This window comes from Corallococcus sp. Z5C101001, assembly GCF_007352635.1.
Taxonomy (GTDB): domain Bacteria; phylum Myxococcota; class Myxococcia; order Myxococcales; family Myxococcaceae; genus Corallococcus; species Corallococcus silvisoli.
Map to the genome: position 1 here is coordinate 172,324 of NZ_VKLU01000016.1, position 26,634 is coordinate 198,957.

Here is a 26,634-nt window from a genome sequence, read left to right on the forward strand (position 1 = left end):
CCGGTGCGCCCGGCCGCACGCGGGCTTCTTTCACGGCGGCGCGCACCGGCTTCGGAGCACCGCTCCGAGGGGCGGGGGACTGCCCGGCTTCCTGGTGCTTTCCGCCGGGCCCAGGCATGCGAGAGTCCTCCCCCGTGAGCACGAACGACCCCAGCGGGACGCTGGACTCCGCGTCCCTCCAGCGCGACGAGGCCAACCTCTGGTTCGGCGTCGTCCTCGCGCACGCGGCGGCGGCGATGCTCTTCTGCGCGGTGGCCTTCGCCGCGGACTTCTATCGCCTGCGCGGCTTCTGGCCTCCGGCCTCCGCGCGGCCCGGATACCTCGTTCCCTCGCTGGCGGGGGGGCTGCTGCTCACCGGCGGCGCGCTGCTGCACGTCGCGCTCCGGCCCGCGCCGCGCCGGGCCCGGCGCGTGTTCCTGGGCGCGCTGGGCGCGGGGGCGGGGTTCCTCGCGGCGCAGGCGTCCTGGCTGCACGTGCTGTGGTGGTACCGCGACCTGCGCATTCCGGACGGCGGCGTCTTCGCCTCCGCGTTGTACGGCCTGTCGGCGGTGCAGGCCGCGCATCTGGCGGTGGTGCTCGGCGGGTTGCTGCGCGCCGCCCTTCGCTTCCTGCGCGGCGGCGATGTCCGCGCCCCGCTGCGGCGGGCCCTGCCCGGCTGGTGGTGTTCGACGGTGATGTACGGCGTCCTCTTCGCGGTGGTGTACCTCCCATGAAGCCCACTCCCTGCCTCCCTGGAACGTCCTCCGTCTCGCGCTCGCTCCGCGTGCTCGCCGTGCTCGCGCTGGGGACGCTCGCCCCCGCCTGCCGCCGGGAGGCGCCCACCTTCGAGCCGCTGAAGCTCGCGGACGGCGCCACGGTTCCGGCCGCGACGCTGGCGCGCGGCTACGACGTCTACACGCACTACTGCGCGTCCTGTCACGGCGAGAAGGGCGACGGCCAGGGCCCCGCGGGTTCGGGCATGCGCCCCCCGCCGCGCAACTTCCACCAGGGCCTGTTCAAGTTCGGAGGCGTGGCCGCCGGCGAGCTGCCCACCGACGACGCGCTGAAGCGCACCCTGCGCAGGGGGCTGCACGGCACCCCGATGTTCGGGTGGGACGTGCCCCCGGCGGACGTGGACGCCGTCGTGCAGTACCTCAAGACCTTCAGCCCCCGCTGGACGCAGGAGCCTCCGGGCGCGGCGCTCGCGCTGTCCGAGGACCCCTGGAAGGGCCGCGAAGCCGAGGCCGTGGCGCGCGGCCGCACCGTCTACCACGTGGCCGGCAAGGGCAACGCGGGCTGCTCCAGCTGCCACGTCGCCTACCTTCCCCGCGCCGAGCTCGCCGCGCTCACCGAGAGCGTCACGGGTCGCAAGGTGAACCTGGCGAACGCGGATCCGTACACCGCGCTGCCCAGGGACTCGGACTACTCGCTCACCGTGGACGCGAAGGGCGAAGCCACGCGGTTCGCCAAGGTGCTGCCCCCGGACTTCCTCTTCCACCGCCTGCGCACCGTGTGGCCCCAGGGCACCCGCGTCGAGGGCCAGCCCTACACCGCCCAGGCCCAGCGCGAGGACCTCTACCGCGTCATGGCCGCCGGCGTCGGCGGCGCCGCCATGCCCTCGTGGAAGGGCGCCATCCCGGAGGAGAACCTCTGGGCGCTCGCCTACTACGTGCAGACCCTCGTCGCGATGCACGACACCGACGCCGCCCGCGACCTCCAGCAGCAGCTGCGGGACTCCAAGGTGCAACCCTGATGGATTGATGCAGTTACCTGAAAAGTAGGTCTTTCTGGGAAACAAATTCCCAGACATCGCGAAAATCCGGGCATTGATTACCTCTTTTCCCGGAGTTTCACCCGTGACGACCTATTCCGTTCGTAGCGGCGACACGTTGAGCGGGCTGGCGCAGCGCTTCAACACGTCGGTGGGTTCGCTTCAGAAGACGAACCACATCGCGAACGCGAACCTCATCCGCGTGGGCCAGAGGCTGACGGTCCCGGATGGGTTCCAGGCGGCGCCTTCGAAGGGCGGCAGCTACACGGTGCGCAGCGGCGACACGCTGAGCGGCATCGCGGGCCGGCACGGCACGACGGTGGCGGCGCTGGCGAAGGCGAACCGCATCGCGGATCCGAACAAGATCTACGTGGGCCAGAAGCTCACGATTCCGGGGGCGAGTGGCGGTGGTGGCGCGGCGCCGGTGCCGTCGAAGCCGACGGGTGGCGCGACGTACACGGTGCGCAGCGGCGACACGCTGAGCGGCATCGCGGGCCGGTACGGCACGTCGGTGGGCGCGTTGCAGCAGGCGAACCACATCGCGGATCCGAACAAGATCTACGTGGGCCAGAAGCTCACGATTCCGGGCCGCAGCGGGGGCGCGGGCACGTCGAATCCGCCGCCGACGACGGGCGGGGTCGGGGGGACGCCGGGCACGTCGGGCGGCAAGGGTGGGGTGTCGGTGGCGCAGCTGCGGCGGATCATGCCGAACCTGTCGCAGGCGAAGGCGGAGCAGTACCTGCCGCACCTGAACAAGGCGATGGCGGAGGCGAACATCAACACGCCCCGGCGCAAGGAGATGTTCCTGGCGCAGCTGGCGCACGAGAGCGGCGAGCTGCGCTACATGGAGGAGATCGCCTCGGGCGCCGCGTACGAGGGCCGCAAGGACCTGGGCAACACGCAGCCGGGCGACGGCATGCGCTACAAGGGACGCGGGCCCATCCAGCTCACGGGGCGCGCGAACTACCGCGCGGCGGGCAAGGCGCTGGGCATCGACCTGGAGGGCCACCCGGAGCGCGCGAAGGATCCAGACGTCGCGTTCCGCATCGCGGGTTGGTACTGGAACTCGCGCAACCTGAACAGCTACGCGGACGCGGGCAACTTCCGCGAGGTCACCCGCCGCATCAACGGCGGCTACAACGGCCTGGCCAGCCGCGAGATGTACTACCGCCGCGCGCAGGACGTGCTGGGCTGAGCGCGACGCCCCGTTCGCGCGCGGGCCGTCTGTCGCGCGGGACCTGGGTCCCGCGTCAGGGCGGCTGGCCGTGGTGGGGTGCCGTGATTCCAGGCACCTGACGGTGGCGCACCGGCTGCATCGCGGACCGGCTCCTCCTTCCTCGGAGCGAGCCCGATGTCCCGAATCGATGTCCCCGGTAGCAGCCCTCTTCCTCCCGACCCCACGCTCCCCGAACCCGGAGCCCCCACGCCGGAGCCACGCGTGGGCCCCGCCGGTGCCCGCCGGTCCTCCGTCAGCGAGAGCAGCGCCGCCCCGCCCGCGCGCAACGAGCTGCGGACCTACGACGGTCCCCCCGGTGCTCCGCCCAAGCCCCTTCCCCCGGGTACCGCCCCGGGGCCCGCCGTGTCCGCCCGGGAGCTCGCGGCGCTGGGGGGCCGGACGCGGGCCCCCTCGGCTCCCGTTCCCGAGGACGTCTACGCCACGCTCCGGTCGCACCTGACGCGGAGCCTGACGAACCCCTTCCTCACCGGCGGCGACGTGCAGGCCGCGCACACCGCGCTGGGCACCGTGCCGCGCGAGGCGTACCGCGCCACGCTGGAGCGCATGGACCGCGAGGGCCTGCTCGCCACGTACGTGTCCCGGATGGATGCCACGTCCCGTCAGGCCTTCCTCGAGCAGGCCGCGTCGAACGGCGTCCTCCAGCGGCGTCCGGGCGGTGTCTCGGGGCCGCTGGGCCTGCCCGGCCGGCCCGAGGTCTTCACCAATGATCCGAAGCTGCCGGGGGCGCTGCGGGACGCGGTGAATGCCCACGCCACCGACACGGGCCGTGCAGCCGTCGTCGCCCATGACGCCTACCTGCTGCGCTACGGCGAGGCCGTGGCGCGGGCCGACAGCCTCCGAGCCCTGCGCGCGCTCGGTCCGCCTCAGGCGCTGGACCTGCGGGAGACGTCGCTCGGGCTCGCCTGGTCCGACCCCCAAAGGGAGCGCTACGAGTCCGAATGGAAGGCCGGCCTGGGCCGCCCCCAGCGCTCGCTCGTCCAGGCCTACGAGGCCGTCACCGCCCGCGCGCAGGTCCTCTCCGGAGAGAAGCCCGCCGGGGCCTTCCTCTCCGCCGAAGCGAGCGCGTCCCACGACCTGCTCCACCTGAAGACCGAGGCCCGCGCCTCCGCGCGCGGCCCTGTCGACGTCCATGCGCAGGCGGGGGTCGCCACGAAGGCGGGACCCCTGGGGCTGGAGGTGATGACGGATGCGCACGGCAAGGTGGAGACGCAGCTCCAGGTGGACCTGGGCATCGCCAGCGTGAGCCGCGACTCGGAGGGCAAGGTGGAGCTGTCCCTGGGCGCGGGACCGCACGCCCGCGCGCACGCGACCCTCAACCCCAGCACCGCGGAGTTCGGTGGCGGCGTGTCCTTCGCGGTCTCAGACAAGAGCGGCCAGCACCACGCGGGCCTCAAGCTCGGCTACGGCCTGCGCGGCCTCACCCCCGAGCGCGCCGCCCAGGCCGTCCGGAGCGATGTCCCCGGCCTCTTCAGCCGCCCGAAGGACCTGGATCCCGGCCTCACCTGGGACGCGCTGCCCACGGAGCGCCGGGCCCTCTATGAACGGCAGGGTTGGACGCGCGAGGAGTGGGCCCAGGACTCGCGGGGGTGAGCACCGCGAGGTCAGGGCGTGGTCCGGGGGGCGGGTGGATCCGGCGACTCCTGTGGGGCGGGCTGCGGGCGCAGCGCGATGGCGGTCCACAGGGCCAGGTGCCAGGGAAGGAAGATGAGCGCCATGCCGCCCGTGAGCAGGGCGCCCAGGATGCTCAACAGCCCCCAGCCCACCGCCATCGCCCACAGCCCCACCGAGCCGAGGATCTGCAGGTCCCGAGAGCGCTCCAGGTGGCCCAGGACGGCGCACAAGGTCACGAGCCAGATGCCTCCGCCCGTGACGGAGAGGAACGTGTCGTCGCTCATCTTGAAGGAGTTGCCCAACTGCTGGAGCAGGAAGAGGGCTCCGGACTGGTACAGCACGGACAGGGCCGCGATGACGATCTTGCCCGCGTTCTGGGGCTCTTCCTTGAGGGAGAGCCCCTCCTTCTCCAGCAGCTCCGGCGGCAGCTCCATCGCGTACGGGTAGCCCAGGGCCAGCAGGGCCTCCTTCGCCGCGTGCCGCACCTTCATCCCGCCCGAGCCCACGTGGTCCCCCACCTCGTTGCTCCGGTCCAGCAGCCCCAGGAGCAGGTCCGCCCGCTCCCGGAGCGACTCGTCCGCCGAGGGCGGGCGGCCCAGTCCCACGATGAGCGCGTCGACGTCCGCGGGCACCCTGCCCGGGGAGCGCGCCTCCTCCAGCAGGAGCGCGAGCGGAGGAAACGCCTCCGCCGCGATGGGCGCGAGCGCGCCTTCGGACGGCTCGTCTCCGGTGGAGGGCGGCGCGGAACGGGTGGCTTCCTGGGACATGGGGTGCTCCTGGGCGACAGTCATCCTCCGCCGGATGGGTGGGGAGCAAGGGCCCCCCTTCCGCCTGGACTCCGAGGGAGAGGCCGTCTCCGTGGCGCGGCTCAGCGCACGCTCGCGGACAGGACCTTCTCCACCACCACCACGTCGTGCCGCGTCCCGTTGAGCTCCGCGTGCTTCGCGTGGACGCCCACGCGGGTGAAGCCCAACTTCTCGAACCGCTCGAGCGCGTGCGTGTTGCCGGCGAGCACGCAGGTCGTGAGCTTGTGAATGCCCCGGGCCTCCGCGGCCTTCATCAGGGACTCGAGCAGGAGCGTGTCCACGTTCCTGCCCCGGGCCTCCTTCGCCACGAAGACGTGGAAGTCCGCCACGCCCGCGTAACACTCGCGCAAGCTGTAGGCGCTGGTGGAGGCGCACCCGATGACGCGGCCGTCCTCCTCCGCCACCAACACCGGGTGGCGCTCGTCCCACTCCGCGCCGGGCTCCAGGGCGAAGAGCGAGGGGCGCCGGGCGACGGCCGTGGACTGGAGCGACGCGACAGCGGCACGGTCCTCAGGCGCCGCGGGCCGCACGGTGGGCGGTTGAAGTGGGGCGCTCGGCGGCACCGGCGCCTCTTCTCGAGGCCCCGTCGTCGGGGTCATCAGGATGGCGGACACCAGCGTCAGGTGCCAGGGCATCAGGAGCGCCGCGACGAACTCGCCCTGGAAGAGCACCACCAGCCCCACCACCGCCCAGCACACCGACTGGAACAGCAGCCACATCGAGCCCTTTTCCTGCCGCGTCGGGTCGCCCCTGATGATGCCCCACAGCGCCATCAGCGTGGGAAACAACACCAGCAGGGCCAGGGTGCCGTAGCCCTTCGCGAACAGCGCCGAGAAGTCCCATGGCGCCACGTCCGCGAGCGGCATCAGCCGGCGCAGCTGGTACAGCCCCGTCAGCAGCAGGAAGACCGTGCTGCCCACTCCGGCGCCTTGGCGCGACCGGGGCGGAGGGCGGCGGCCTTCCCTGGCTTTTTCTTCTTCTGGAGTCGTCACCCGCGCTAGCGCCGGTGAGCGCGCCAGCAGGGCGGCCTCGGCTTTTCGCCACGCTCTCTCCGCGAGCGCTCGCTCCGGTGCCAGTTCTCCGAGGTCGGTATCCACTTCCCGCCACCCTCGCTGGGCTGACGCTGGCCCGGGAGGACCCGCCAGCAGGGCGGCCTCGGCTTCCTGCCACGACCGCTTGACCCGGGGTGGTGCGGTAGGCGTCGGAGAGGACTCCTCCTCGGTCGGAGGCCGGGTGCGGTGGGCTTCCTGCGACATGGATGTGCTCCTCTTTCACCTGCGAGCCAGCGGCGGGCAAGGGGGGCTGCCTTCGCACGGGGTACGAGGGGGCAGCCGCCAGAAGAAGGTCGCAGCTCCCCCGCGTGCGCACCTTTCCCGGGCATATCCCTACTCCACTTCGAAGAGCGAGGACACGCGATGCCGATGGAACGAGCACAGCGCTTCGTGGACGCACTGCGGAACCTGGAGGAGCACGGCGACATCGAGCCGCTGGTCGCCCTCTTCACCGACGACGCGCGGGTGAGCAACGTGGCCTCACACAGCGTCTTCTCCGGCATCGCGGGCGCCCGGCGCTTCTGGACCGAATACAAGGGCACGCTCGGTCAGGTGCGCTCCACCTTCCGCAACGTGATTGAGTCCGGCGACCGCGTGGCCCTCGAATGGGAGACGCAGGGCACCGCGCACAACGGGGCCGCCATCGCCTACGAGGGTGTCTCCATCATCGAATGGGATGGCGACCGCGTCCGCCGCTTCTTCGCCTACTTCGATCCGCACGCCCTGGGCCTGGAGCTGGCCCAGGGGACCGCGCCCCGTTCAGAAGTGCCCGCGACCACACCCGCATGAGCGGCGTGCACGACTTCAGGCGGCCCTCGGAGGGTGAGCAGGCGTCATCCGCCCTGGTTGCGCCGCTGTCACAAGGGTTCATCAGACAAGGGTTCTCCTAGACCCAGAGCCCACATGCACTTCCGTGCACCGGGGCCGCGAGCCGGGGTAGCGTGGAGCGGTGGCGGCCCACTTCGACGGGCCGCGTCGTCTCCTTGGGAATCCCATGATGACCCGCGTCATTGCCCCTCTGCTGGCCGTCCTGCTCCTGGCGGCCTCCCCCGCCAGCGCGGCCCTCGCGCCGGATGCACCCGTGCTGATCGCGGCGGCCAAGCGCAAGCCCGTGAAGAGCAGGGCTTCTTCCTCGACCCCGTCGTCCACGCAGGAGATGGCGGAGCAGACGACCTCCTCGCCGGCCGCGCCGGTGCCGGTGACGCCGGACGTGACGCCGCCGGTGTCCGCCACGCAGGAGCCGGGCTCCACGGCCACCCCGGGCGCCGCGTCGGAGCCGGGCCTGGACTTCGACCTGCTGACGCCGGAGTCGGAGGCGTCCGCGGGCCTGCTGGACCCGAACCTGGAGGGCCAGCTCAAGACGCGGCGGACGATGCTCAAGCTGCACCAGGGCTTGGGGCTCGCGATGGCGGGCGGCCTCACCGCGGCCACGGTGCTGGGGCAGATCCAGTTCAACCGCTCGTTCCGGGGCCATGGCGATGACCGCTCGCTGCTCGCCTGGCACCGGGGCGTCGTCATCGGCACGTCGGTGCTGTTCGCCACGGTGGCCACGCTGGGCGTCCTGGCGCCGGATCCGGTGGAGCGCGCGTTCCAGTGGGACACGGTGACGTTCCACAAGATCTTCATGAGCCTGGCCACCGCGGGGATGATCACCCAGGCGGTGCTGGGCATCCTGGCGACGGACAGCTACGGAGAGCTGCGAGAGCCGAAGCTCGCCACCGCGCACCAGGTGGTGGGCTATGCGACGTTGGGCTGTGTCGCCGCGGGCATCGTCACGCTCACCTTCTGACGTGAGACTCCCTGTCGTGAATGTCTCCGCGCGCAGGTCGTTATGTGGAGGCAGCTGTATCCCTTCCTGGAGGACGCCGTGATTGCCTGTCGACTCGCCCCGCTTGCTGCCCTGCTGCTCGCGCTCCCCGCCGCCGCGCAGGACGCGGTCCGCATGTATTCCGTGAAGAAGGACTCCAGCAACCTCACCTACAAGCTCATCCACAAGCTGCACGAGGTGTCCGGCAAGGCCCCTCCCAGCGAGGGCAAGGCCGTGCTGAAGCCGGACGGCACCCTCCAGGTGGCCGTGCGCGCCCAGGTGAAGGACTTCGACTCCCAGAACTCCAACCGCGACACGCACATGCTGGAGGTGACGGAGGCGTCCAAGTTCCCGCTCGTGGAGCTCAAGGCCGTGGCCACCGGCGTGAAGGCGCCCGCGACCTTCCCGGGCTCCGTGCCGGTGAAGCTCAAGGGCAAGCTCACCTTCCACGGCGTGACGAAGGACGTGGAGGTCCCCATGACGGTGAAGTTCGACTCCGCGAAGCAGGTGACCGCGGACGGCGCCTTCGAGATCAGCCTGGAGGGCTACAACATCGAGCGCCCCACGCTGCTGCTGGTGAAGGTGGATGACAAGCTGGTGCTGGAGCCCCACCTCGTCTTCCAGGAGGGCACGTGAGCTCGTCGCGCCGGGACTTCTTCAAGAAAGTGTTGGGAACGGGCGCCGTGGTCGCGGGGCTGCCGGCGTGCGCGCCGGACATCGACCCCGCGCCGGTGCTGGATGTGCCGATGCCGGGCGAGGACGGCATCGTGGCGCTGGTGGTGCAGCGCTACCCGGACCTGTCCCGCACGGGCGGCGCGGTGACGCTGCGCTTCCCGGGCGGCTCCGGTCAGGAGAACCTGCTGGTGGTGCACCCGTCGGCGGACACCTACGCGGTGCTGTCCGCCACGTGCACCCACGTGGGCTGCCCCATGGGCTTCGACGGCACGGAGGCCGTGTGCCCCTGCCACCTGTCCCGCTTCGCCACCGACGGCAAGGTGACGCACCCGCCCGCCACGGTGCCGCTGAAGACGTACGTGGCCACGTACAACGCGGGCACGCAGGTGCTGAGCATCTCGCTCAAGGCCGGTGACGAGACCTTCCCCGCCGTGGTCAACGGGAAGCTGACCCTCACCTTCGCCCAGTTCCCCGACCTGCAGAACGCGGGCGGCATGGTGAGCGGGAAGCCCACCGGCTACGGCAAGACGGTGTTCATCTTCAAGCTGGCGGACGGCACGTACTCGGCGGTGGACTCCATCTGTCCGCACCAGCAGTGCGAAGTGGGCTTCGAGGCCAGCCTCGACGAGCTGCTCTGCCCCTGCCACGCGTCGACGTTCACCAAGACGGGCACCGTGACGCAGGGCCCGGCCACCAGCGACCTGAAGACGTTCACGGTGGCGCCGGGCGCGTCCGAGGTGGTCGTCACCATCCCCTGAGGCGAGGGGCCCATGGCGGAGGGGAGGCCGCGTGCCTCCCGCTCCCAGGGCCTTGCTCAGCGCAACCGGCTCCAGAACGAGCGCCGCGACGAGATGCGAGCCAGCGCGTCCTGCAAGGCCTCGTCCTGGTCCGCGCGCTGGGCGATGTCCCCCAGCGCGATGATGCCCACCAGCCGGTCATCCGGCTCCACCACGGGCACGCGGCGCACCTGCCTGCGGCCCATCAGGTCGATGACGCCGTGGAGGTCCTCCTCCGGCATCACGGCCTGCAGGTCCTCCGTCATCACGTCCCCGGCGCGCAGGCCGTCCACGGAGCGCGGGCCGGTGAAGGCGCGCAGCGCGAGGTCCCGGTCCGTGACGAGCCCCAGCAGCCGGCCCTCCGCGTCCACGATGGGCACGGCGCCGCAGTCCTCGTCCCGCATCAACCGCGCCACCTCGCGCAGCGTGCTGCCGCGGTGGGCGGTGCGCACCTGTCGGGTCATCACGTCGCGCGCGGTGAGCCGCTCCCGCCTCCAGCGGCGCTGGGAGGACGCGGCCGGTCGGGCGGGGGCCGCGCGCGGGTCCCGGGCCGGGCGGTCGCGCAGCAGGGGCTCCTCTCCGCCGTAGCCGGTGCGGTCCCACTCCCGGTAGTCGGAGCGCTGGCCGCGCAGCTCGTAGTCGGGGACCTCGCCCATCGTCCGGTCGGGGCCTTCGCCGTTGGCGAAGCGCACGTCCCGGTCGTCGCGGCCGTAGGGGCCCTCCGCGCCGCCGTGCTCGCCGTCGCGGTCCGCGCGCCACGCGCCGGTGTCGTCCACGTCGGTGCGCACCTGGCCCAGGCGCCAGGCGGCGGCGCGGTGGAAGCGGCCCTCGCGGGCGGCGGGCTCCTCGTCGCGCGCGGGGTTCCAACCGCTCACGTCGGACTCGGCGCGCTCGCGCGAGCCCGGGGGGGCCACGTCCGGGGCGCGGTGCGTGGCCATGGCCTCCGTGGGCGGCGTGGAGATGTCCGAGCGCCCCAGGTCCTGCCGTCCGTTGCCGTTGCCGTGGTCCTTGGTGCCCATGTGCGTCGCAGGCCTCCTCGCCTGACGAACATGGGAAGCCGGCCGGGGCGCGCAAAGCTCCAGCCAGCCGTGGGCGGCGACGCTCGTCCGCCCGCCCTTCGCGAGGACGGCCGCGTCAGGCGACGGTGAGCGCGTCGCCCAGGTGCACGAGTCCCCGGAAGTCCTCCAGGTCCGCGCCCGCGTCCGGCGCGGCGATGGCCAGCGCGCCCCGGGGCAGCCCCTCCGCAAGCCTCGCCAGCAGCGACCGGTGGGCCTTCGCGCGCGCGTCCTCCATGCCCTCCAGGTGCTCCAGCGCGAGCACCGCGTCGGTGTCCGCGGCGCCGCGGGCGTGGGACTTCAGGTTGGCGGCCGGGGCGAGGCCGTCCTCGCGCGCCCAGCTGCGGTTGAGCACGTAGCCCGCGAAGGGCAGGCCCTTGGCCTGGAGCGCCTCCTGGAAGAAGGCGGCCTCGCGCAGCGCCGCGGCCTCCGGCGACGTGACGAGCAGGAAGGCCGCGTCCTTCGACGACAGGTGCTGGCGCAGCCGGTCCGCGTGCAGCCGGATGCCGGCGAACAGGCCTCCGAAGGCGGCGACGAAGGTGCGCATCTCCTGCGCGAAGCCGTCGCCGAAGATGCCGTCCAGCACCTTGCCCACCAGCGCCTGCGCGCCCTGCCACAGCCGGCCGGCGCGGCCCGAATCCGGACCGAAGAGGGACACCACCCGGTCGTCCAGGAAGCGCGCCAGCCGGCCCGGGGCGTCCAGGAAGTCCAGCGCGTGGCGGCTGGGCGGGGTGTCCAGGAGGATGAGGTCGTAGTGCCCCTCCGCCAGGAAGCCGTCCAGCGCCTCCGCGGCGGCGTACTCCTGCACGCCCGCGACCAGCTCCGACAGGAAGCGGTACAGGCGATGCTCCAGCACGGCGCGCGCGGCGCTCTCCGTGGCGGACAGCCGGCGCACCATGCGCTCGAAGACGATGTGCGGCTCCAGCATCCACACGTCCAGCCGGCCCGCGCCGCGGGCGCCGTCCGCGTAGAGCCGCTCCGGGGGCACGGACGTGGGCTCCGAGCCGTTCTCCTTCAGCCCCATCGCCTCCGCCAGCCGGCGGGCCGGGTCGATGGTGAGCACCAGCACGTGGCGTCCCGCGCGGGCCGCGGCCACGCCCAGCGCCGCCGCCGTCGTCGTCTTGCCCACGCCGCCCGCGCCGCACAGGACGATGATCCGCTTGTCGCGCAGCAAGCCGTCCAGGCTCATGGCGTGGCCTCCTGGCCGCTCGGGACAGCGGCCCCTTCGAGTGGGGACACCAGCAGCTCCGACAGCCGCTCCACCAGCGCCATGCCCGTCAGCGCCAGCTCCGGCATCCCCCATTGTGGCACGGGCGTGCCCGCCGCCAGCCGCCGCCGCGCCTCCCTCGCGCGCTCCAGCCGCTCCAGCGCCCGCTGGCCGCGGTGGGGGCCGTGCGTCTCCAGCAGCCGCTCCAGCGCCGCGCGCGACTCCGGCGTGAAGGGGTCCTCCGGCATCCGGTTGAGCACCGCGGCGGACAGGGGCAGGCCCACGTCCTTCAGCTCCTCCACCAGCGCCAGGGTCTCGCTCACCGGCAGGGGCTCTGGCAGCGTGGTGAGCACCACGCCGGTGCGCGAAGGGTCCTGGAGCAGGTCCAACCCCTCGCGGACCGCGCGGCCCACGGGCCCGCCCGGCATCAGCGACAGGATGCTGCGGGGCAGGGTGGCCAGCGCCAGCGCGTGGCCGGTGGCGGGCAGGTCCACCACCGCCAGCGGGTGCACCGCGCGGCCGTCCGGGTGCTTGCGCCGCAGCAGGGCGAGCATCTGGAACAGCAGCCCCATCTCCTTGAGCGCGGGGCCCGCCTCCAGGAAGCGCCGCAGCGCCCTGGAGCGCAGCGCGGCCTCCGCCAGCCACTTCACGGGCAGCGTCTCCTCCAGGAAGAGCCGGTGCCCCTCCTGGGCGGACAGGCGCACGAAGGACAGGTTCGGCGCCACCGGCACCACGCGGGGCCCGGCCTCCCTCGCGCCCACCAGGCTCGCCAGGGCGGACGGGCCGCCCTCGTCCGGGGACAGCTCCACCAGCAGCACCGGACGGCCCGTGCGGGCCGCCGCCAGGGCCAGGGCCGCGGAGACCGTCGTCTTCCCCACGCCGCCCTTGCCCGACACGAGCACGGCGCGTCTGCTCCACAAGGACTCCAGCACCACGCTCCCATCCCCCGCGCCTCGGGCGCGACCCTACACAGTGAGCAAGGAAGCGCGTCCCGACAACCACCCGGTGATGCGCCCAGGAACGGTCGTCCGCACGGCCGCTCGCCGGCAATCATAGCGGCTTCCGCCGGCGACCCGTCAGGTCCCCACCCCCACGGAGCGCATGGGTGGAGGGGCGCCGGGGTCCACCGCCCGTGGGTCATGACGCGACGTGCGAGGCCGCGCCGCGCCCGCCGTCCACGCGCGCGCGGAGGACCCGACAGGTCCCACGGGTCCGTATCCTCCGGGAAAGAGAGGGCCACGGACTGGTGGCGTCCCTGTGGTTTTAGGTACCCTGCGGCCCTCTGCGTGGGAGAGGGTATGGCGGTGCTGCGGGAGTGGGTCTTCGGGACACAGCGTGTCTCGCTGGAGTCCTCCGACATCCTCTGGACGAAGGTCCGGGGTTCGTTTTCCGAGACGGACGTGCGTGAGCTCGTGGACGTGTTCCATGATCTGGAGGCGGGCCCCGACAAGCGCCTCTACCTCGTCGTGGACCTGAGCAGCTCCGAGGGGCTGTCGGTGGCGCCACGCAAGTACCTGGCCGAACACGTGCGCCCCACGTGGTTCCGCGGCGTCGTCTTCTTCGGCGCGAAGCGCACGCACCGCGAGGTCCTGCGGGCGTTGGTGGTCGCGCTCCAGTTCTCCGGGGACACGAAGCTGGACGCCGAGTTCGTGGACTCCGAGGCCCAGGCCCGCGCGTGGCTGGAGGCCCACCGGCGCCTTCAAGCCCCCTGAAGCCGGCGCGGGGGACCCAGGCCGTCAGTGGACGGCCCAGCGCTCGGCGATCTCCTCGCACGCGAGCACCACGTCGCCCAGCCGGCGGATGTGCGCGCGCGGCGCGACGAACAGCGACCCGGCGAACACGTCCACCACGGTCATCAACCGGTGGTCCGCGGGGCCCAGCCGGCACAGGTGCTGCTCCGCGAAGCGCTGGAGCAGCGTGCCGATGTACTGGCCGCTCCGCTCGTCCAGCGGGTGCGTCTTGGAGAAGTAGAGCTTCATCAACCCCACGCGCGGGTTGCCCTGCTTGTCCAGCCGCTGCACCACCACCTCCGGGCGCACGCTGATGGTGACGCCGGCCATCTCCAGCACGGGCGGCTCCGCGCCCACCGCGCTGATGATGGCGTCATCCAGGTCCAGCCAGGGCACCAGGTCCGCGAAGCGCTCCAGCGCCTCCGAGCACAGTTGCATGCGCTGCGCCTCGAACTCCGTCTGGGGTACCGCGCAGGCGAAGCGGCGCTGGGCCTCCCGCAGGACGTTCAGGTCCAGGCCCCGGCAGAGGAACTCCGTGATGGCGTGGGACGCCTCCGGGTAGCGCAGATACTGGGCCTCCGGCGGGTGCTTCTGGTCGTGGATGATGCGCTTCCGGCGGGCAGGCGTCGCGATGAGGTACTCCCCCAGCTTGTTGACCGAGACGCGCGGCAGTTCACGGGTTTCCGGCACGGTGTTCCCCCTCTGGAAGGCTGTCGGAATGGGTACACAGTACAGTGAGGGTCTGACATCCAATGGACAGCCGCGCCTTGTCCCAAGGTGCAGGTTCGCCAGGGGGCGCTTCCCTGGGGTGGCGGGGGTCGGCGTAGGGTTCGTCCAGTGACGCCGGGGGGAGGACCGAATGGATCAACTGCGTGAATGGACGTGTGGCGCGCACCGCATCCGGATGATGGCGCCGGACGTGTTGCACACGAGATACACGGGCATGGTGGGGCTGCAGGACGCCAAGTGGGCGCTGCGGGTCTACGAGGAGATGGCGGCGCAGGGGCCGTTCTACCTGGTGGCGGAGGTGCCGGGCTCCGAGCTGCCGGCCGAGTCCCGCAAGTACCTGGCCAACAACGTGCGCGCGGAGTGGATGCGCTCGGTGGTGTACGTCGGGTCGGACCTGACGCAGCGGGTGGTGGGCAAGGCGATGTCGGTGGCGATGCTGCTCACCGGCCACACGGCCAGCTTCGACACGGTCTTCGTGGACACGATGGCGCAGGCCGAGGCGTGGGTGGACACGCACCGTCAGGAGCACGCCCCGCGCCGCACCGGGTGACACGCGGCCGTCGTCCGGTGGAGCGCGGAGGCGGGCCAGGACGGGCATCCCGTGCCCACGCCCTGGCCCGCGCAGGGCGGCCTCCGGTGGCTCCGCTCCTCCTCGGCGTCAGGAGGGGCGGGGGGCCGGGAGCCTGCGCGGCTCAGACATCCAGGCACCGGTCCGGGTGGCCATAGCGATACACGTCGGAGAGCGGGTTGGTGCCCGCGTCGCTGCGCGGGCCGTCGCCATCCGGGATGTCGTCGAGCATGGCCCCGGGCGTGCGCTCGCGCGGGTCGAACAGGTGCAGGCCGCTGGCGTCGTCGTGGAGGCGGAGGTCGCGGTCGTCGTCGTCGTCCTCGGTGCGCAGGTGGACGCCCTTCTCGTCGGCCTCGGTCAGCTCGCGGCGCGGGGGCCGCGTCTCCTCCTCTTCCTCCTCCGAGTCAGGGCGCGGCGGCGCCTTCGGCTCCGTCGCTTCGCGGGGAGCCTCTTCGCCATGTCGCGGGTCGGTCGGGCGCCCGTAGTAGTCCTCGGCGGGCTGCGGGGGTACGGGGCGCTTGTCGTTGTCGGCCATGGTGGGTTCCCTCCGTCGAAGGAGGTTCGTCATCGCCCCCCGCGAACGGCAACCTGCGCCCGAGCGTTCCCGCGGGGCCGCAGGGCGAGCAGCCAGGCGTCATGGCCCTCCCGTGGGTGGCATCAGGGCGACACGCGGAAGCAGGGAGGGACAGGGCCCGGGGGCCCAAAGACTGTCATGCCATGGATGGGGTTGGGTGACGGCGCGCCGATGTCTGGATTGGCGTGGGAGCTGGCCTGGGCTCACACCGGCTCGTGGCCGTCGTCGTCCAGGTCATCGTCCTCGAAGGACTCCTCGAAGACCTCTTCGGGGGCCTCCTCGTCCAGCCCGGCCAGCTCATCCAGGTCCTCCACGGGCAGGGGCTCGTCGTGCACGCTCGGCGTCACGTCGTCACCGGCCAGGAAGGGCGGCGGGTGCGCGGGCTCGGCGGTTTCGGAGGCCATCGCGGCCTCCTCGGCCGTCAGCTCCCGAGGGTGCAGCCCGCCCTCCAGCAGCTCCGCCTGGTTGCGCCGGCCGGTGGCCTCGCGCGCGGCCTCCGCCACCTCTTCCGCGGAGGCCTGCCGTCCGTAGGTGGGGGCGTGCTCGCGCAGCCACTCGCGCAGGGCCTCCGCCAGCTCCGCCGCCGTGCCGAAGCGGTCGGCCGGGGACTGGCGCAGCGCCCGGACCACCACCGCCCTCAGGCCCGCTGGGACGTCGCGCGCCAGGTCCGCCACCTCCTGGGGGCCCACCAGCGCCATGCGCGCCGCCACCTCCGTCAGGGGCATCCACGTGGGGCCCTGGGCCTGGACCGGGGGCAGGTCCGGTGGTGGCGGGGGCGCCGTGTCCCCGTGGGCCAGGGGATGCGTCCCCGTCAGCACCTCCAGGAGCACCAGCCCCAGGGAGAACAGGTCGCTCCTCGCGTCCACGGGCTCGCGCCGGAGCGCCTCGGGTGACGCGTACGCCACGTCCCCCTTCACCAGCGGGCGGCTGGTGATCTCCCGCCCGGGCAGCGTGGAGAAGGCGGCGGTGAAGTTGGTGAGCTTCACCTCGCCGTGCACGCCCAGGCGCAGGTTCCGGGGGCTCACGTCGCGGTGGACGATGCCCAGCGGCCGGTTCCATTCATCCCGCAGCGTGTGCGCGTGGTGCAGGGCCTCCGCGACCTCGGAGACGACCCACGCGCCGAAGGCCGGGGACATGGGCTTGCGGCGCATGGCCACCAGGTTGAGCACCGTGTCCAGGGAGCGGCCCTCCACGTACTCCATCACCACGTGCGGCACGCCCCGGTAGGCCTTCAGGTGATAGACCTTCGCGATGCCCGGGTGGTTGAGGCGGTACGTCAGCTCCACCTCCTCCACCAGCCGCCGCCGCTCCACGAAGCCAGAGGGGTTGCGCAGCCGCTTGATGACCACCGGGCCGCCCATCCCGCCCCGGTAGCGCCGCCGCGCCAGCATCAGCAGCTCCCCGGTGGAGCGCACCTCCAGCTTGCGGACGAACTCGAAGGCCGTGCCTCCCACCGTGAACAGCACGCGCGGCCGGCGGGGCACGCCGGGGATCTCCTCCGTCGTCGTATCGGGCGTCTTCATGTCCTGCCTTTCAACCTGTGAGGTCGAGCGCGAATCGCTCGACCCCGCAGGTAGCACAAACCCAGTCGCGGGGAAAACCTCCAGGGTTGTTTGGAAGGCGGAGGACGTCAGGGGTTCAGCGGTCCCGGCGCAATCCCAGACGCCGCAGCCCCCGGGCCCACCACCGCCGCAAGGCCAGCCACCGGGCCTGGGGCCAGGACCGGGGAGGCGGGAGCGGCGCGGCCAGCCCCACCGTGGGGGCGGGGGTGGGGTCGCTGGAGTGGGGCGCGGCGCCCGGGGCGCGGCGTTCGGGGGCGCGGGCCCACCGGCGCAGCTCGCGGGCCTCCTCGTTGCCGTCGAAGTACGCGTCGGACTCCTCGGTGACGGCATCGTGGAGGGGCGGGGCGTTGAACAGGGGGAGGTCCCAGCTGGACGTGGCCTGCTCCAGGGCGGCGCTCAGGTCCGCGTAGAGGTCCGCGCCCATCTGGTAGCGCTGGTGGACGTCCTGGCGCAGCAGGCGTTCACAGATGTCATCGAGGGCGCGAGGCACGCGGGAGTTGAGGGCCCGGGCGGAGCGGCCCTTGATGGATTGGATCCCGCCCAGCAGCGCCGCGGCCGGCACGTCCGGCGGGTAGGGGAAGTCGCCGGTGAGGACCTGGAAGAGCACGAGCCCCAGGGAGTAGAGGTCGTCGGTGGGCTGGTACACGTAGCGGGACATGCCCTGGGGGTGGCTCAGCCAGTAGCGAAGCAGCTCCGGGCTGCGGTAGCTGGGCGTGCCCGGCGGGGGCCGGCCGTCGGTGATGGCCGGGGCGCAGGCGTGGTCGCTGGAGCCGAAGTCCACCAGCACCGGGCGCTCGTCCGACGCGCGCACGATGATGTTGCTGCCTTTGATGTCGCGGTGGCGCACGCCCGCGCGGTGGATGAAGTCCAGCGTCAGGCCCAGCTCCGCGAACAGCCGCGCCACCTGCCGGGCGGTGGGCCGCGCCTCCACGGCCCAGTCCGACAGCGTGGGCCCCTCCACGTAGTCCATCACCAGGAAGAGGTAGCCCGTGCGCGGGTGCGGCCAGCGGTGGTAGCCGCGCAGCGCCACCACGTTGGGATGGGTCATGCGGTGCAGGACGCTCACCTCCTTGAGGGTGCGCGCGTCCACGTGCGAGCCCTCCTCGGAGTCCTGCGGGCCGTGGAGCGCGAACTTCAGCGCCACGGGGATTCCGCCGCTCTCCGCCAGGAACACGGTGCCGTAGCCGCCGGTGGCCAGGCGCTTCACCAGCTTGAAGCTGCCCACGACCTCCTGGGGCCGCAGCAGCAGCGGATGTCCCCCGATGCCGGTGCTCATGGCGCGGCACCGCCCGGGCCCCGGGGATGGCGGGCGCCGGGAAGATGTGAGGGGTTCAATCGGAGAGGGAGAACGTGGGTGGGAGGATGCATGCGTGAAGAGGGGCGGTAGGACCTGGGAGGTCCATAGCATGGCGGATGTCCCTTGGGGTAGTGTGGCTGCCGTGTCAGGTAGGCTGCCGGACACCTGACGTCCTGGGAGACATGGTCCGGTGAGGGGTGGTGAGCGGCAATGAACGAGGAGCTGGCCATCACGGTGGGCGCGGTGGCGCGAGCGGCCCGCGAGCGGCAGGGCCTGACCCAGGGCGACGTCGCCAGCCAGGTGGGCATCGCGATGGAGGTCTACAGCCGGATGGAGCGGGGGCGGGTGTTGCCCAGCTCCACGACGTTGCGCCGGTTGAGCATGGTGTTGCGCATCCGCGCGGACGCGCTCCTGGGATTGGACGGGCCCACGCCGCCGGAGGAGGCGCGCACGCTGGCATTGGCGGACCGCGAGGAGGACTCCCCGGCCTTGCGGCGGCTGGTGCGTGTGTTGCGGCCGTTGGACGAGGAGGCGCTGAAGGCGATGGGGCTCGTCATCCAGGGTGCGCTGGCATTGCGTGAGCGTTGAAGGGCGGCGGGGCGGGCCTGAAAACTTGCATGTGAGGGGAGAGGTGCAAGGTTTTGGGGGATGCCCGCCCCGGTCAACGAGAAGCTGAACACGGTCTTTGGAGCCGCCGCCCGCGACGCGCGGATCCGGTTGGGACTCACGCAGGCGGACGTGGCGGAGCGCGTGGGCATCGCGATGGAGGTCTACAGCCGGATGGAGCGGGGGCGGATGTTGCCCCGGGCGCAGAACCTCCGGCGGCTGTGCGACGTGTTGGCGGTGTCCGCGGACGTGCTGCTGGGCGTGGGGCAGGGACCCTCGCCGGTGTCGCCCAGGGCCACGCCGCGTCAGGAGGACTCGCTGGAGTTGAGGCGCCTGCTGCGCACGCTGCGCGAGCTGGAGCCCCGCGAGCTGAAGGCCGTGGCGCGCGTGGTGCGCACGGTGGTGTCGGTCATGCCCGCGAGGCCCTCCGCGCCTGGCGCCCGCAAGAAGACCCCGGCTCCGGGCAGGAAGCGCCGGACGTAGGGCACGGCGTCACGGCACCTCGTCGAGCGCGGTGAGGCGCGGTTGTCTTGACGCAATGTCAGCAATCCGAAACCCAACGCGATTTCAAGAGCCCTGACGTGCAGTCCCACCACCCATTTCCTGTCTGCTCGCCTGCTCCGCGGACCCGAGGGCGTGCCTTCGTGCGAGCCCCCCTCCCCAATGCCAGACGGGTGGGGTAGCACGGGGCGTACGCCATGCTCCCTCCCCCGACGCCCGCGGATGAGCCCCGGCGCCTCCAGGCCCTGCGCTCGTTGTGTCTGTTGGATACGCCCCCGCACGAACGCTTCGACCGCATCGTGCGCGCCGCGTCCCACCTGTTCCGTGTGCCCATCGCGCTCGTGTCCCTGGTGGACGAGGGCCGGCAGTGGTTCAAGGCCCGCCAGGGCCTGTCCGCCCTGGAGACGCCGCGCGAGCTGTCCTTCTGCGGCCACGCCATCCTCTCCTCCGCCACCTTCGTCGTGCCGGACGCGCTGCGCGATCCGCGCTTCCACGACAACCCGCTCGTGCTGGGCGCCCCGTTCGTGCGCTTCTACGCCGGCCACCCCTTGCGCGCCGGCGACGGCAGCCGCGTGGGCACCCTCTGCCTCATCGACTCTCAGCCTCGCGACTTCTCCGACGCGGACCGCGCCGCGCTCGTGGACATGGCGGGCTGGGCGGAGGTGGAGCTCAACGCGCTCGACGAGCGCGAGGCCCGCGCCGCCCTGGAGCAGCAGGAGCGCTTCTTCGAAGTCTCCGTGGACATGCTCTGCATCGCGGCCATGGACGGCACCTTCCTGCGCCTGTCCCGCGCCTGGAACCGCACCCTCGGCTTCTCCGACGTGGAGCTCTACAGCTCCTCCCTGGTGGACCTGGCCCTGGAGGAGGACCGCGCCAGCACCGCGAGGCACCTGGCCCGCGCCAGCGAAGGCGCCCCCGTCCTCCAGTTCGAGCACCGCGCCCGCTGCCGCGACGGCTCCTGGCGCTGGCTCCAGTGGAACGCCGTCCCGGATCCGGAAGAGGGCCTGCTCTACGCCGTCGCCCGCGACGTCACCCAGGCCCGCCTCCTGGCCGAGGAACACCAGCGCGTGGAGCGCATGAAGAACGAGTTCATCTCCACCGTGAGCCATGAGCTGCGCACGCCGCTCACCTCCATCCGCGGCTCCCTGGGGCTCCTGTGCGGCGGCATCGCCGGCCCCCTGGACTCCCAGGTGGAGCAGATGGTCGGCATCGCCCACAAGAACAGCGAACGGCTGCTGCGCCTCATCAACGACATCCTGGACCTGGAGAAGATGGAGTCCGGCGGCCTGGACCTCCACATGGCCTCCACCCCCGTCGCCCCGCTGCTCACCCTGGCCCTCCAGGCCCACCAGGGCTACGCCGCCGAATATGGCGTCCGCCTGGAGGTCGCCGTGGACGCCCCCCACGCCCACGCCCGGGTGGACGAGGACCGCTTCATCCAGGTGCTCGCCAACCTGCTGTCCAACGCCATCAAGTTCTCCCCCCGGGGGGAGCGCGTCACCCTCTCCCTCACCCGCGAGGCCGGCGCCCTGCGCGTGGGCGTGCAGGACCGCGGCCCCGGCATCCCGGAGGCCTTCCAGGCCCGCGTCTTCCAGAAGTTCGCCCAGGCGGACGCCTCCGACACCCGCAAGCGCTCCGGCACCGGCCTGGGCCTGAGCATCGCCCATGGACTGGTGTCCCGCATGGGCGGCACCCTGCGCTTCACCACCGCCCCCGGCGCGGGAACGCGCTTCTCCTTCGACCTCCCCGAATGCGAACCTGCCCCGGACACCGCCCACGACCCGGGCCCCACCCCCTGACGGAGATCCATCCGGGCCCCCTCCTCCGTAACGCGATCCAAACCCCACCCCCTGGAGCACTCTCCCGTCATGGCGAAAATCGAGAAGGTCCTGCTCGTGGATGACGAGGACGACATCCGCACCATCGGGCAGCTGAGCCTCAGCCGCGTGGGCGGTTGGAAGACGGTGCTGGCGGCCTCCGGCGCGGAGGCCCTGGAGAAGGCGGGCCAGGAAGGCCCCGACCTCATCCTCCTGGATGTGATGATGCCCGGCATGGACGGGCCCACCACCTTCGGCCGGCTGCGCGAGCAGCCCGCCACCGCGAACACCCCCATCATCTTCATGACCGCGAAGATCCAGAAGCAGGAGGTCGCGCGCTACCTGGAGCTGGGCGCGGTGGGCGTCATCGGCAAGCCGTTCGACCCCATGACGCTGCCGCAGGAAATCCGCCGCCTGGTGCCCTGAATGGAACCTCGCCTCTCCAAACGCTCCACCGCGCTGGCCGCCGGCGCCCTGGTGCTCTTGTGCGCGCTGTTCGTCCTGGGCCGCCCGGGCTCCACCGCCGAACACGACCGCTACCGCACCCAGCTGCGGCAGCTGCGCGTGGCCACCGCGGAGCTGGAGCTGGACGTGCTCCGCCAGCGCACGGGCATGCGGGAGGCCCATGGCTCCTCCGGGGGCGCCTTCGACGCGCTGGCCGCCCGCGCGCGCCTGTTGGAGGCGATGCCCGGCTCCCTGTCGGACGAGGGCCGCCGCTCGCTCCTCGCGGTCCTGGCGGACTACCTGCGCGTGCTGGAGGACTCACGCACCCTGCTGGCGGAGGCCCGGGCGAAGGATGACCGCTTCACCACCCTGCGCGAGTCCTTCCCCCGCGCTGTCTTCGCCGTCGCCGCCGCGCTGCCCCCGGGCCCCCTCCGGGAGCAGGTGGAGACGCTGGGCGCGGACGTGCTCACCGCCTCCCGCGCGCAGGGGGGGGACCTCGGCGCGCGGGTGGAGCGTTCGCTGGAGCAGCTGGCCCAGGCCCACGGCGCGCCGCCGCTGGCCCCCGCCCACCGCGCCGCGCTGGAGGACCTGGAGGCGCGGTCGCGGGAGCTGATGACGCTCCGGCGTTCGGCGGACGCGTCCTTCCAGGCGCTGCTGGACCACAGCGCCAGCAGCGAGGCCGAGCGCCTCATCACCAACTACCTCCAGTTCCAGGAGGAGTCCCAGTCGCGCGCCGAGCGCACCCGCATCGTCCTCTTCGGCGTGTCCCTGCTGCTCGTGGGCTACGTGCTGGTCGTCCTGGTGCGGCTCGCCGGGGCCTCCGCGGCGCTGGGGGAGCTCAACCGGGGCCTGGAGGCGCGCGTGGAGGAGCGCACCCAGGCGCTGTCCGCCGCGAGCGCGGAGGCGCGGGTCAGCGACGCGCGCAAGGCCGCCATCCTGGAGGCGTCGCCGGACGGCATCGTCGTGTTGGATGAAGCCGGCCGCGTGGCGGAGTTCAACCCGTCCGCCGTCACCCACTTCCGCCTGCCGTCCGCGCGCGCGGTGGGCGAGGACTTCCTGTCGCTGGCGCTGCCCGCGTCGCTGCCGGCCGCCCAGCGCGACGCCGTCCACGCCGCGCTCCAGCAGGCCCGCGGCCCCGCGTCGCGCGTGGAGAGCCCGTGCCTGCGCGCCGACGGCGGCGTGTTCCCCGCGGAGCTCACCTTCGCGCGCGTGCACGCGGATGGCCCCCCGCGCACCACCGTCTTCGTGCGCGACCTCACGGAGCGCAAGGCCGTGGAGCGGATGAAGAACGAGTTCGTCTCCACCGTGAGCCACGAGCTGCGCACGCCGCTCACCTCCATCCGCGGCTCGCTGGGCCTGCTGGAGAACGGCATCGTGGGGGAGCTGCCCGCGCAGGCGCTGGACATGGTGCGCATCGCGCGCACCAACACCGAACGGCTCATCCGCCTCATCAACGACATCCTCGACCTGGAGAAGATGGAGTCGGGGATGCTGGAGCTGAAGCTCCAACCCCAGACGGCGCAGGAGCTGGTGGAAGCCACGCTCGCGGGGGTGCAGGGCATGGCGGAGACCGCGCAGGTGTCCCTGCGCTCGGACGTGGAGGGCGCCCCGCAGGTGAAGGGCGACCGCGACCGGCTCATCCAGGTGCTCACCAACCTGGTCTCCAACGCCATCAAGTTCTCCCCCGCGGGCGCCTCCGTGGTGGTGGCGTCCAGCCTCGCGGCGGACGGCCGGGTGCGCTTCAGCGTCACGGACCAGGGCCCCGGCATCCCGGAGGAGAAGCTCTCCCGCCTCTTCGGCCGCTTCCAGCAGCTGGACGCGTCCGACACCCGCTCCAAGGGCGGCACCGGCCTGGGCCTGGCCATCTCGCAGGCCATCGTGGAGCAGCACGGCGGCCGCATCGAGGTCTCGAGCCCCCCCGGCCAGGGCGCCACCTTCCACTTCACCCTGGAGGGCCTGCGCGCCCCGGCGCCCGTGTCGGGCACCAGCGCGCCGCTGCCCCGGGACGAGTCGCGCCACAACGTGCTCATCGTCACCGCGGACGCGGACCTGTCCGCGCTCCTGCGCAGCCTGCTGTCCCAGGAGGGCTACCGCGTGGTGCGCGCCTCCACGCTCACGGAGGCCATGCAGGCGGTGGACGCCGCGCCCCCGGACGCGCTGGTGGTGGACACGCAGATGCCGGACGGCCACGTGCTGGACTGGATGCGCCGCCTGCGTGAACAGCCGCGCACGCGCGAGCTGCCCGTGCTGGCGCTGTCCGGGCGCTCCCAGGAGGGGGCGGCGGGCGTGGGCACGCCGCTGCTGGTGGACTGGCTGCCCCGCCCGGTGGACGAGGCCCGGCTGCTGAAGACGCTGCGCTACGCCATGCGCCAGCCGGGCCAGGCGCGCGTGCTGGTGGTGGACGACGACGCCACCACGCGCCGGGTGCTGTGCGCGCAGTTCGAGCGGCTGGGCGCGCTGTGCATCGAGGCGGCGGACGGAGAGAGCGCGGTGGCGCTCGCGCGCGACACGCCCCCGGACCTCATCGTCCTGGACGTGGGGCTGCCCCGGCTGGATGGCTTCGAGGTGGTGGACATCCTGCGCCAGGGCAAGGGCCGCGCGACGCCCCTCATCGTCTTCACCGGGCGCGAGCTGTCGCGCACGGACCAGCGTCAACTCACCCTGGGCATCACCCGCCACCTGACGAAGGCCCGCTCCTCGGAGGAGGAGCTGGTGGCCTCGGTGCGGGAGCTGCTCAATGGACTGCTTTCCCGCCGCGACGTCGCGGCGGCCGAGCCCCGAAAGGCGATGCCGTGAGCACCGCGCGAAGCGACAAGACGCTGCTCTTCCTGGAGGACGACCGCGACCTCCAGACCCTGGTCTGCACCTTCCTGCGTGACAAGGGCTACCAGGTGACGCCCGCGCGCTCCGCCGCGGAGGCGCGCCAGGTGCTCCTGTCGGAGCCGGTGGACGCCGCCATCGTGGACGGCCTGCTGCCGGGCATGACGGGCGCGGACTTCATCCGGGAGCTGCGCCAGACGCGCCCCGCGCTGCCGGTGCTCTTCGCGTCCGCCTTCTGGAAGGACCTGAAGAGCCACGAGCTGCTCACGCGCCAGCTGGGCGTGGCGCGCGTGGTGCACAAGCCCTACCGGCCGGAGGAGCTGGCGGTGTGGCTGGAGCAGCTCTTCGCGCTGGCCGAATCGCCGCCCGCGCCCGCGGAGCCGCGGGAGCCGGAGGCGCTGGACCCGGAGGACGCCTTCGCGGCGAGCCTCGCCCAGTTGAGCGCGGACTACGGCGCGAAGCTGCCGGAGCGGCTGGCCACGCTCCAGGCGCTGCTGGGCCGGGGGCGCCACGGCGAGGCCTCGGTCATGGAGGAGGCCTACGCCGTCGTGCACAAGCTGCACGGCACCGCGGGCAGCTACGGCTTCCGGGACGTGAGCGTCGCGGCGGGGAAGCTGGAGGACGTGCTCCAGCCGGTGCGGGCCGGCACCCCGCTGGCGCTGGACTGGGCGGCGGTGGACGCGGGCTTCCGCGCGCTGGAGGCCGTGGTGGTGATGCCCGTCCTGGAGCCGGAGCTGGAGCCGGACCCGGCGGTCGTCTCCGCCATGGGCACGCTGCTGGTGGTGGACGAGGACGCGGAGATCCTCGCGGACGCGCGGCGCATGGGCGACAAGGAGGGCGTGCGGGTGGTGACGGCGGGCACGCCCGACGAGGCCTGCGCGGTGGTGGCGCGCCAGTGGGTGGACGGGGCGCTGCTGCACATGGGCCCCATGGGGCTCGCCACGGCGAACGCGCTCCGGAGCCTGGAGGGCCACCAGTCGCTGCCGCTGGCCTTCTCCAGCACGGGGGGCGGCCTCCAGGAGCGCGTGCACGCCGCGCACGCGGGGGCCTCGCTCTTCCTCCCCCGGCCCTTCACCCAGCAGGACTTCGCCACCGCGGCGGAGCGGCTGGTGACGGCGCGCAGGCAGGAGCGCGCCAAGGTGATGGTGGTGGATGACGACCCGGAGGCCGTGCGGGCCCTCTCCCAGGCGCTGGTGAGCGACGCGGTGGAGGTGGTGGGGCTGGAGAACCCCTACGGCCTGCTGGACGCGCTGGCCCGCCACCGCCCGGACCTGCTGCTGCTGGACGTGCAGATGCCCGGGCCCAGCGGCTTCGACCTGTGTCGCATCCTGCGCCTGACGCCGGAGTGGCAGGAGCTGCCCATCCTGCTCGTCACGGCGCAGGTGGGGCTGGAGTTCCGGCTGGCCGCGTTCCAGGCCGGCGCGGACGACTACCTGGCCAAGCCCGTGCTCAAGGAGGAGCTGCGCGCCCGCGTGCACGCGCGCCTGGAGCGGGCGCGGCTGTCGCGCGAGCGCACGGAGCGCGACGCGCTCACCGGCCTGATGTTGCGCCGCCCCTTCGTGGACGCGGTGAACGCGCGGCTGTCGGAGGCGCGCCGGGCGGAGAAGCCGCTGGCGCTGTGCTTCCTGGACGTGGACCACTTCAAGAAGGTGAACGACGAGCACGGCCACCTCGCCGGGGACCGCGTGCTGATGCGGCTGGGCCGCCTGCTGGGCGCGCGCTTCCGCCGCGAGGACCTGCGCGCCCGCTGGGGCGGCGAGGAGTTCGTCGTCGCGCTGCTGGGGGAGTCGCTGGAGAGCGCGAAGGAGATCTTCTCCCGCACCGCGGAGGAGCTGGCGGGCATGGCCTTCGAAGGCGACGCGGGCGAGACCTTCTCCGTCACCTTCAGCGCGGGGCTCGTGGTGGCGCCGCGGGACGGCACCACCCTGGACGAACTGCTGCGCGTCGCGGATGCCCGGCTGTACCGGGCGAAGTCCAACGGCCGCGACCGCATCGAGACGGAGTGACCGC

25 protein-coding genes are annotated in these 26,634 nt (G+C 72.7%); 16 read left to right on the forward strand and 9 right to left on the reverse strand.

What is annotated here, in order from left to right; all coding sequences use genetic code 11:
- Positions 1–134 precede the first annotated feature (134 nt).
- From FOF48_RS31380 to FOF48_RS31395, 4 genes are all read left to right on the forward strand, one after another.
- Entirely contained in the window at positions 135–713 is a 579-nt protein-coding gene (locus FOF48_RS31380; protein WP_143907714.1) for a cytochrome C oxidase subunit III, read from the forward strand.
- The gene (locus FOF48_RS31385) at positions 710–1,732 is read left to right on the forward strand and encodes a cytochrome c (protein ID WP_255442881.1); all 1,023 of its coding nucleotides are present in this window, start codon (positions 710–712) and stop codon (positions 1,730–1,732) included. Before FOF48_RS31380 ends, FOF48_RS31385 begins: the two co-directional genes overlap by 4 nt.
- Positions 1,733–1,835: 103 nt before the next feature.
- The gene (locus FOF48_RS31390; RefSeq protein ID WP_143907716.1) at positions 1,836–2,945 is read left to right on the forward strand and encodes a LysM peptidoglycan-binding domain-containing protein; all 1,110 of its coding nucleotides are present in this window, start codon (positions 1,836–1,838) and stop codon (positions 2,943–2,945) included.
- A gap of 156 nt (positions 2,946–3,101) precedes the next feature.
- Positions 3,102–4,577 (forward strand): hypothetical protein, encoded by a 1,476-nt coding sequence (locus FOF48_RS31395; RefSeq protein WP_143907718.1) that lies wholly within the window; start codon positions 3,102–3,104, stop codon positions 4,575–4,577.
- Between the two features lie 11 nt (positions 4,578–4,588).
- Here FOF48_RS31395 and FOF48_RS31400 read toward each other — a convergent pair whose 3' ends face one another.
- Complete coding sequence (locus FOF48_RS31400; protein ID WP_143907720.1) at positions 4,589–5,365, reverse strand: hypothetical protein; 777 nt, start codon at positions 5,363–5,365, stop codon at positions 4,589–4,591.
- A gap of 101 nt (positions 5,366–5,466) precedes the next feature.
- Entirely contained in the window at positions 5,467–6,324 is an 858-nt protein-coding gene (locus FOF48_RS31405) for a GNAT family N-acetyltransferase (protein WP_186002147.1), read from the reverse strand.
- A gap of 501 nt (positions 6,325–6,825) precedes the next feature.
- On the opposite strand from FOF48_RS31405, the gene FOF48_RS31410 reads away from it, so the two are divergent.
- The 4 genes from FOF48_RS31410 (at position 6,826) to FOF48_RS31425 (ending at position 9,696) form a co-directional block, all read left to right on the forward strand.
- Positions 6,826–7,245 (forward strand): nuclear transport factor 2 family protein, encoded by a 420-nt coding sequence (locus FOF48_RS31410; RefSeq protein ID WP_235685909.1) that lies wholly within the window; start codon positions 6,826–6,828, stop codon positions 7,243–7,245.
- 205 nt (positions 7,246–7,450) lie between these two features.
- Complete coding sequence (locus FOF48_RS37635; protein ID WP_143907726.1) at positions 7,451–8,245, forward strand: hypothetical protein; 795 nt, start codon at positions 7,451–7,453, stop codon at positions 8,243–8,245.
- 78 nt (positions 8,246–8,323) lie between these two features.
- Positions 8,324–8,899, forward strand: coding sequence for a YceI family protein (locus tag FOF48_RS31420; protein ID WP_143907728.1), 576 nt, complete (start codon positions 8,324–8,326; stop codon positions 8,897–8,899).
- Positions 8,896–9,696 (forward strand): Rieske 2Fe-2S domain-containing protein, encoded by an 801-nt coding sequence (locus FOF48_RS31425; protein WP_143907730.1) that lies wholly within the window; start codon positions 8,896–8,898, stop codon positions 9,694–9,696. Before FOF48_RS31420 ends, FOF48_RS31425 begins: the two co-directional genes overlap by 4 nt.
- Before the next feature lie 56 nt (positions 9,697–9,752).
- Here the strand turns inward: FOF48_RS31425 and FOF48_RS31430 are convergent, their stop codons facing one another.
- The 3 genes from FOF48_RS31430 to FOF48_RS31440 form a co-directional block, all read right to left on the reverse strand.
- The gene (locus tag FOF48_RS31430) at positions 9,753–10,733 is read right to left on the reverse strand and encodes a CBS domain-containing protein (RefSeq protein ID WP_143907732.1); all 981 of its coding nucleotides are present in this window, start codon (positions 10,731–10,733) and stop codon (positions 9,753–9,755) included.
- Between the two features lie 115 nt (positions 10,734–10,848).
- Entirely contained in the window at positions 10,849–11,958 is a 1,110-nt protein-coding gene (locus FOF48_RS31435; RefSeq protein WP_143907734.1) for an ArsA-related P-loop ATPase, read from the reverse strand.
- A complete protein-coding gene (locus tag FOF48_RS31440; RefSeq protein WP_143907833.1) occupies positions 11,955–12,908 on the reverse strand; it encodes an ArsA-related P-loop ATPase in 954 nt (317 codons plus the stop codon). The genes FOF48_RS31435 and FOF48_RS31440 overlap by 4 nt, the downstream gene beginning before the upstream one ends.
- Positions 12,909–13,274: 366 nt before the next feature.
- Between FOF48_RS31440 and FOF48_RS31445 the strand changes: the two genes are divergently transcribed.
- Positions 13,275–13,688, forward strand: a complete 414-nt coding sequence (locus FOF48_RS31445; protein ID WP_143907736.1) for an STAS/SEC14 domain-containing protein — start codon at positions 13,275–13,277, stop codon at positions 13,686–13,688.
- A gap of 24 nt (positions 13,689–13,712) precedes the next feature.
- Here the strand turns inward: FOF48_RS31445 and FOF48_RS31450 are convergent, their stop codons facing one another.
- Entirely contained in the window at positions 13,713–14,396 is a 684-nt protein-coding gene (locus tag FOF48_RS31450) for a hypothetical protein (RefSeq protein ID WP_143907738.1), read from the reverse strand.
- A 169-nt stretch (positions 14,397–14,565) separates the two neighbouring features.
- Here FOF48_RS31450 and FOF48_RS36635 point away from each other — a divergent pair, with 169 nt between their 5' ends.
- Positions 14,566–14,985, forward strand: a complete 420-nt coding sequence (locus FOF48_RS36635) for an STAS/SEC14 domain-containing protein (RefSeq protein WP_161666289.1) — start codon at positions 14,566–14,568, stop codon at positions 14,983–14,985.
- A 142-nt stretch (positions 14,986–15,127) separates the two neighbouring features.
- Here the strand turns inward: FOF48_RS36635 and FOF48_RS31460 are convergent, their stop codons facing one another.
- The 3 genes from FOF48_RS31460 to FOF48_RS31470 all read right to left on the reverse strand — a co-directional run bounded on the left by FOF48_RS31460 (position 15,128) and on the right by FOF48_RS31470 (position 18,415).
- The gene (locus tag FOF48_RS31460; RefSeq protein WP_143907740.1) at positions 15,128–15,538 is read right to left on the reverse strand and encodes a hypothetical protein; all 411 of its coding nucleotides are present in this window, start codon (positions 15,536–15,538) and stop codon (positions 15,128–15,130) included.
- A gap of 242 nt (positions 15,539–15,780) precedes the next feature.
- On the reverse strand, positions 15,781–17,100 hold the full coding sequence (locus tag FOF48_RS31465; RefSeq protein ID WP_143907742.1) for a serine/threonine-protein kinase: 1,320 nt from the start codon (positions 17,098–17,100) through the stop codon (positions 15,781–15,783).
- Positions 17,101–17,215: 115 nt separating this feature from the next.
- Complete coding sequence (locus FOF48_RS31470; protein ID WP_143907744.1) at positions 17,216–18,415, reverse strand: serine/threonine-protein kinase; 1,200 nt, start codon at positions 18,413–18,415, stop codon at positions 17,216–17,218.
- A gap of 231 nt (positions 18,416–18,646) precedes the next feature.
- On the opposite strand from FOF48_RS31470, the gene FOF48_RS31475 reads away from it, so the two are divergent.
- The 6 genes from FOF48_RS31475 (at position 18,647) to FOF48_RS31500 (ending at position 26,630) form a co-directional block, all read left to right on the forward strand.
- On the forward strand, positions 18,647–19,024 hold the full coding sequence (locus FOF48_RS31475; protein ID WP_143907746.1) for a helix-turn-helix domain-containing protein: 378 nt from the start codon (positions 18,647–18,649) through the stop codon (positions 19,022–19,024).
- 60 nt (positions 19,025–19,084) lie between these two features.
- Positions 19,085–19,525, forward strand: a complete 441-nt coding sequence (locus tag FOF48_RS31480; protein WP_143907748.1) for a helix-turn-helix domain-containing protein — start codon at positions 19,085–19,087, stop codon at positions 19,523–19,525.
- Positions 19,526–19,740: 215 nt separating this feature from the next.
- Entirely contained in the window at positions 19,741–21,342 is a 1,602-nt protein-coding gene (locus FOF48_RS31485) for an ATP-binding protein (protein ID WP_143907750.1), read from the forward strand.
- A 69-nt stretch (positions 21,343–21,411) separates the two neighbouring features.
- Entirely contained in the window at positions 21,412–21,786 is a 375-nt protein-coding gene (locus FOF48_RS31490) for a response regulator (protein WP_143907752.1), read from the forward strand.
- The gene (locus FOF48_RS31495; protein WP_143907754.1) at positions 21,787–24,600 is read left to right on the forward strand and encodes an ATP-binding protein; all 2,814 of its coding nucleotides are present in this window, start codon (positions 21,787–21,789) and stop codon (positions 24,598–24,600) included.
- Entirely contained in the window at positions 24,597–26,630 is a 2,034-nt protein-coding gene (locus FOF48_RS31500; protein WP_143907756.1) for a response regulator, read from the forward strand. The genes FOF48_RS31495 and FOF48_RS31500 overlap by 4 nt, the downstream gene beginning before the upstream one ends.
- The last annotated feature ends 4 nt before the right edge of the window (positions 26,631–26,634 follow it).

Coding starts and splice junctions, on each gene's coding strand:
- FOF48_RS31480 (WP_143907748.1), top strand. CDS start 19,085: ATGCCCGCCCCGGTCAACGAGAAGCTGAACACGGTCTTTGGAGCCGCC.
- FOF48_RS37635 (WP_143907726.1), top strand. CDS start 7,451: ATGATGACCCGCGTCATTGCCCCTCTGCTGGCCGTCCTGCTCCTGGCG.
- FOF48_RS31465 (WP_143907742.1), bottom strand. CDS start 17,100: ATGAAGACGCCCGATACGACGACGGAGGAGATCCCCGGCGTGCCCCGC.
- FOF48_RS31490 (WP_143907752.1), top strand. CDS start 21,412: ATGGCGAAAATCGAGAAGGTCCTGCTCGTGGATGACGAGGACGACATC.
- FOF48_RS31435 (WP_143907734.1), bottom strand. CDS start 11,958: ATGAGCCTGGACGGCTTGCTGCGCGACAAGCGGATCATCGTCCTGTGC.
- FOF48_RS31475 (WP_143907746.1), top strand. CDS start 18,647: ATGAACGAGGAGCTGGCCATCACGGTGGGCGCGGTGGCGCGAGCGGCC.
- FOF48_RS31445 (WP_143907736.1), top strand. CDS start 13,275: ATGGCGGTGCTGCGGGAGTGGGTCTTCGGGACACAGCGTGTCTCGCTG.
- FOF48_RS31495 (WP_143907754.1), top strand. CDS start 21,787: ATGGAACCTCGCCTCTCCAAACGCTCCACCGCGCTGGCCGCCGGCGCC.
- FOF48_RS31410 (WP_235685909.1), top strand. CDS start 6,826: ATGGAACGAGCACAGCGCTTCGTGGACGCACTGCGGAACCTGGAGGAG.
- FOF48_RS31430 (WP_143907732.1), bottom strand. CDS start 10,733: ATGGGCACCAAGGACCACGGCAACGGCAACGGACGGCAGGACCTGGGG.
- FOF48_RS31385 (WP_255442881.1), top strand. CDS start 710: ATGAAGCCCACTCCCTGCCTCCCTGGAACGTCCTCCGTCTCGCGCTCG.
- FOF48_RS36635 (WP_161666289.1), top strand. CDS start 14,566: ATGGATCAACTGCGTGAATGGACGTGTGGCGCGCACCGCATCCGGATG.
- FOF48_RS31460 (WP_143907740.1), bottom strand. CDS start 15,538: ATGGCCGACAACGACAAGCGCCCCGTACCCCCGCAGCCCGCCGAGGAC.
- FOF48_RS31485 (WP_143907750.1), top strand. CDS start 19,741: ATGCTCCCTCCCCCGACGCCCGCGGATGAGCCCCGGCGCCTCCAGGCC.
- FOF48_RS31470 (WP_143907744.1), bottom strand. CDS start 18,415: ATGAGCACCGGCATCGGGGGACATCCGCTGCTGCTGCGGCCCCAGGAG.
- FOF48_RS31400 (WP_143907720.1), bottom strand. CDS start 5,365: ATGTCCCAGGAAGCCACCCGTTCCGCGCCGCCCTCCACCGGAGACGAG.
- FOF48_RS31395 (WP_143907718.1), top strand. CDS start 3,102: ATGTCCCGAATCGATGTCCCCGGTAGCAGCCCTCTTCCTCCCGACCCC.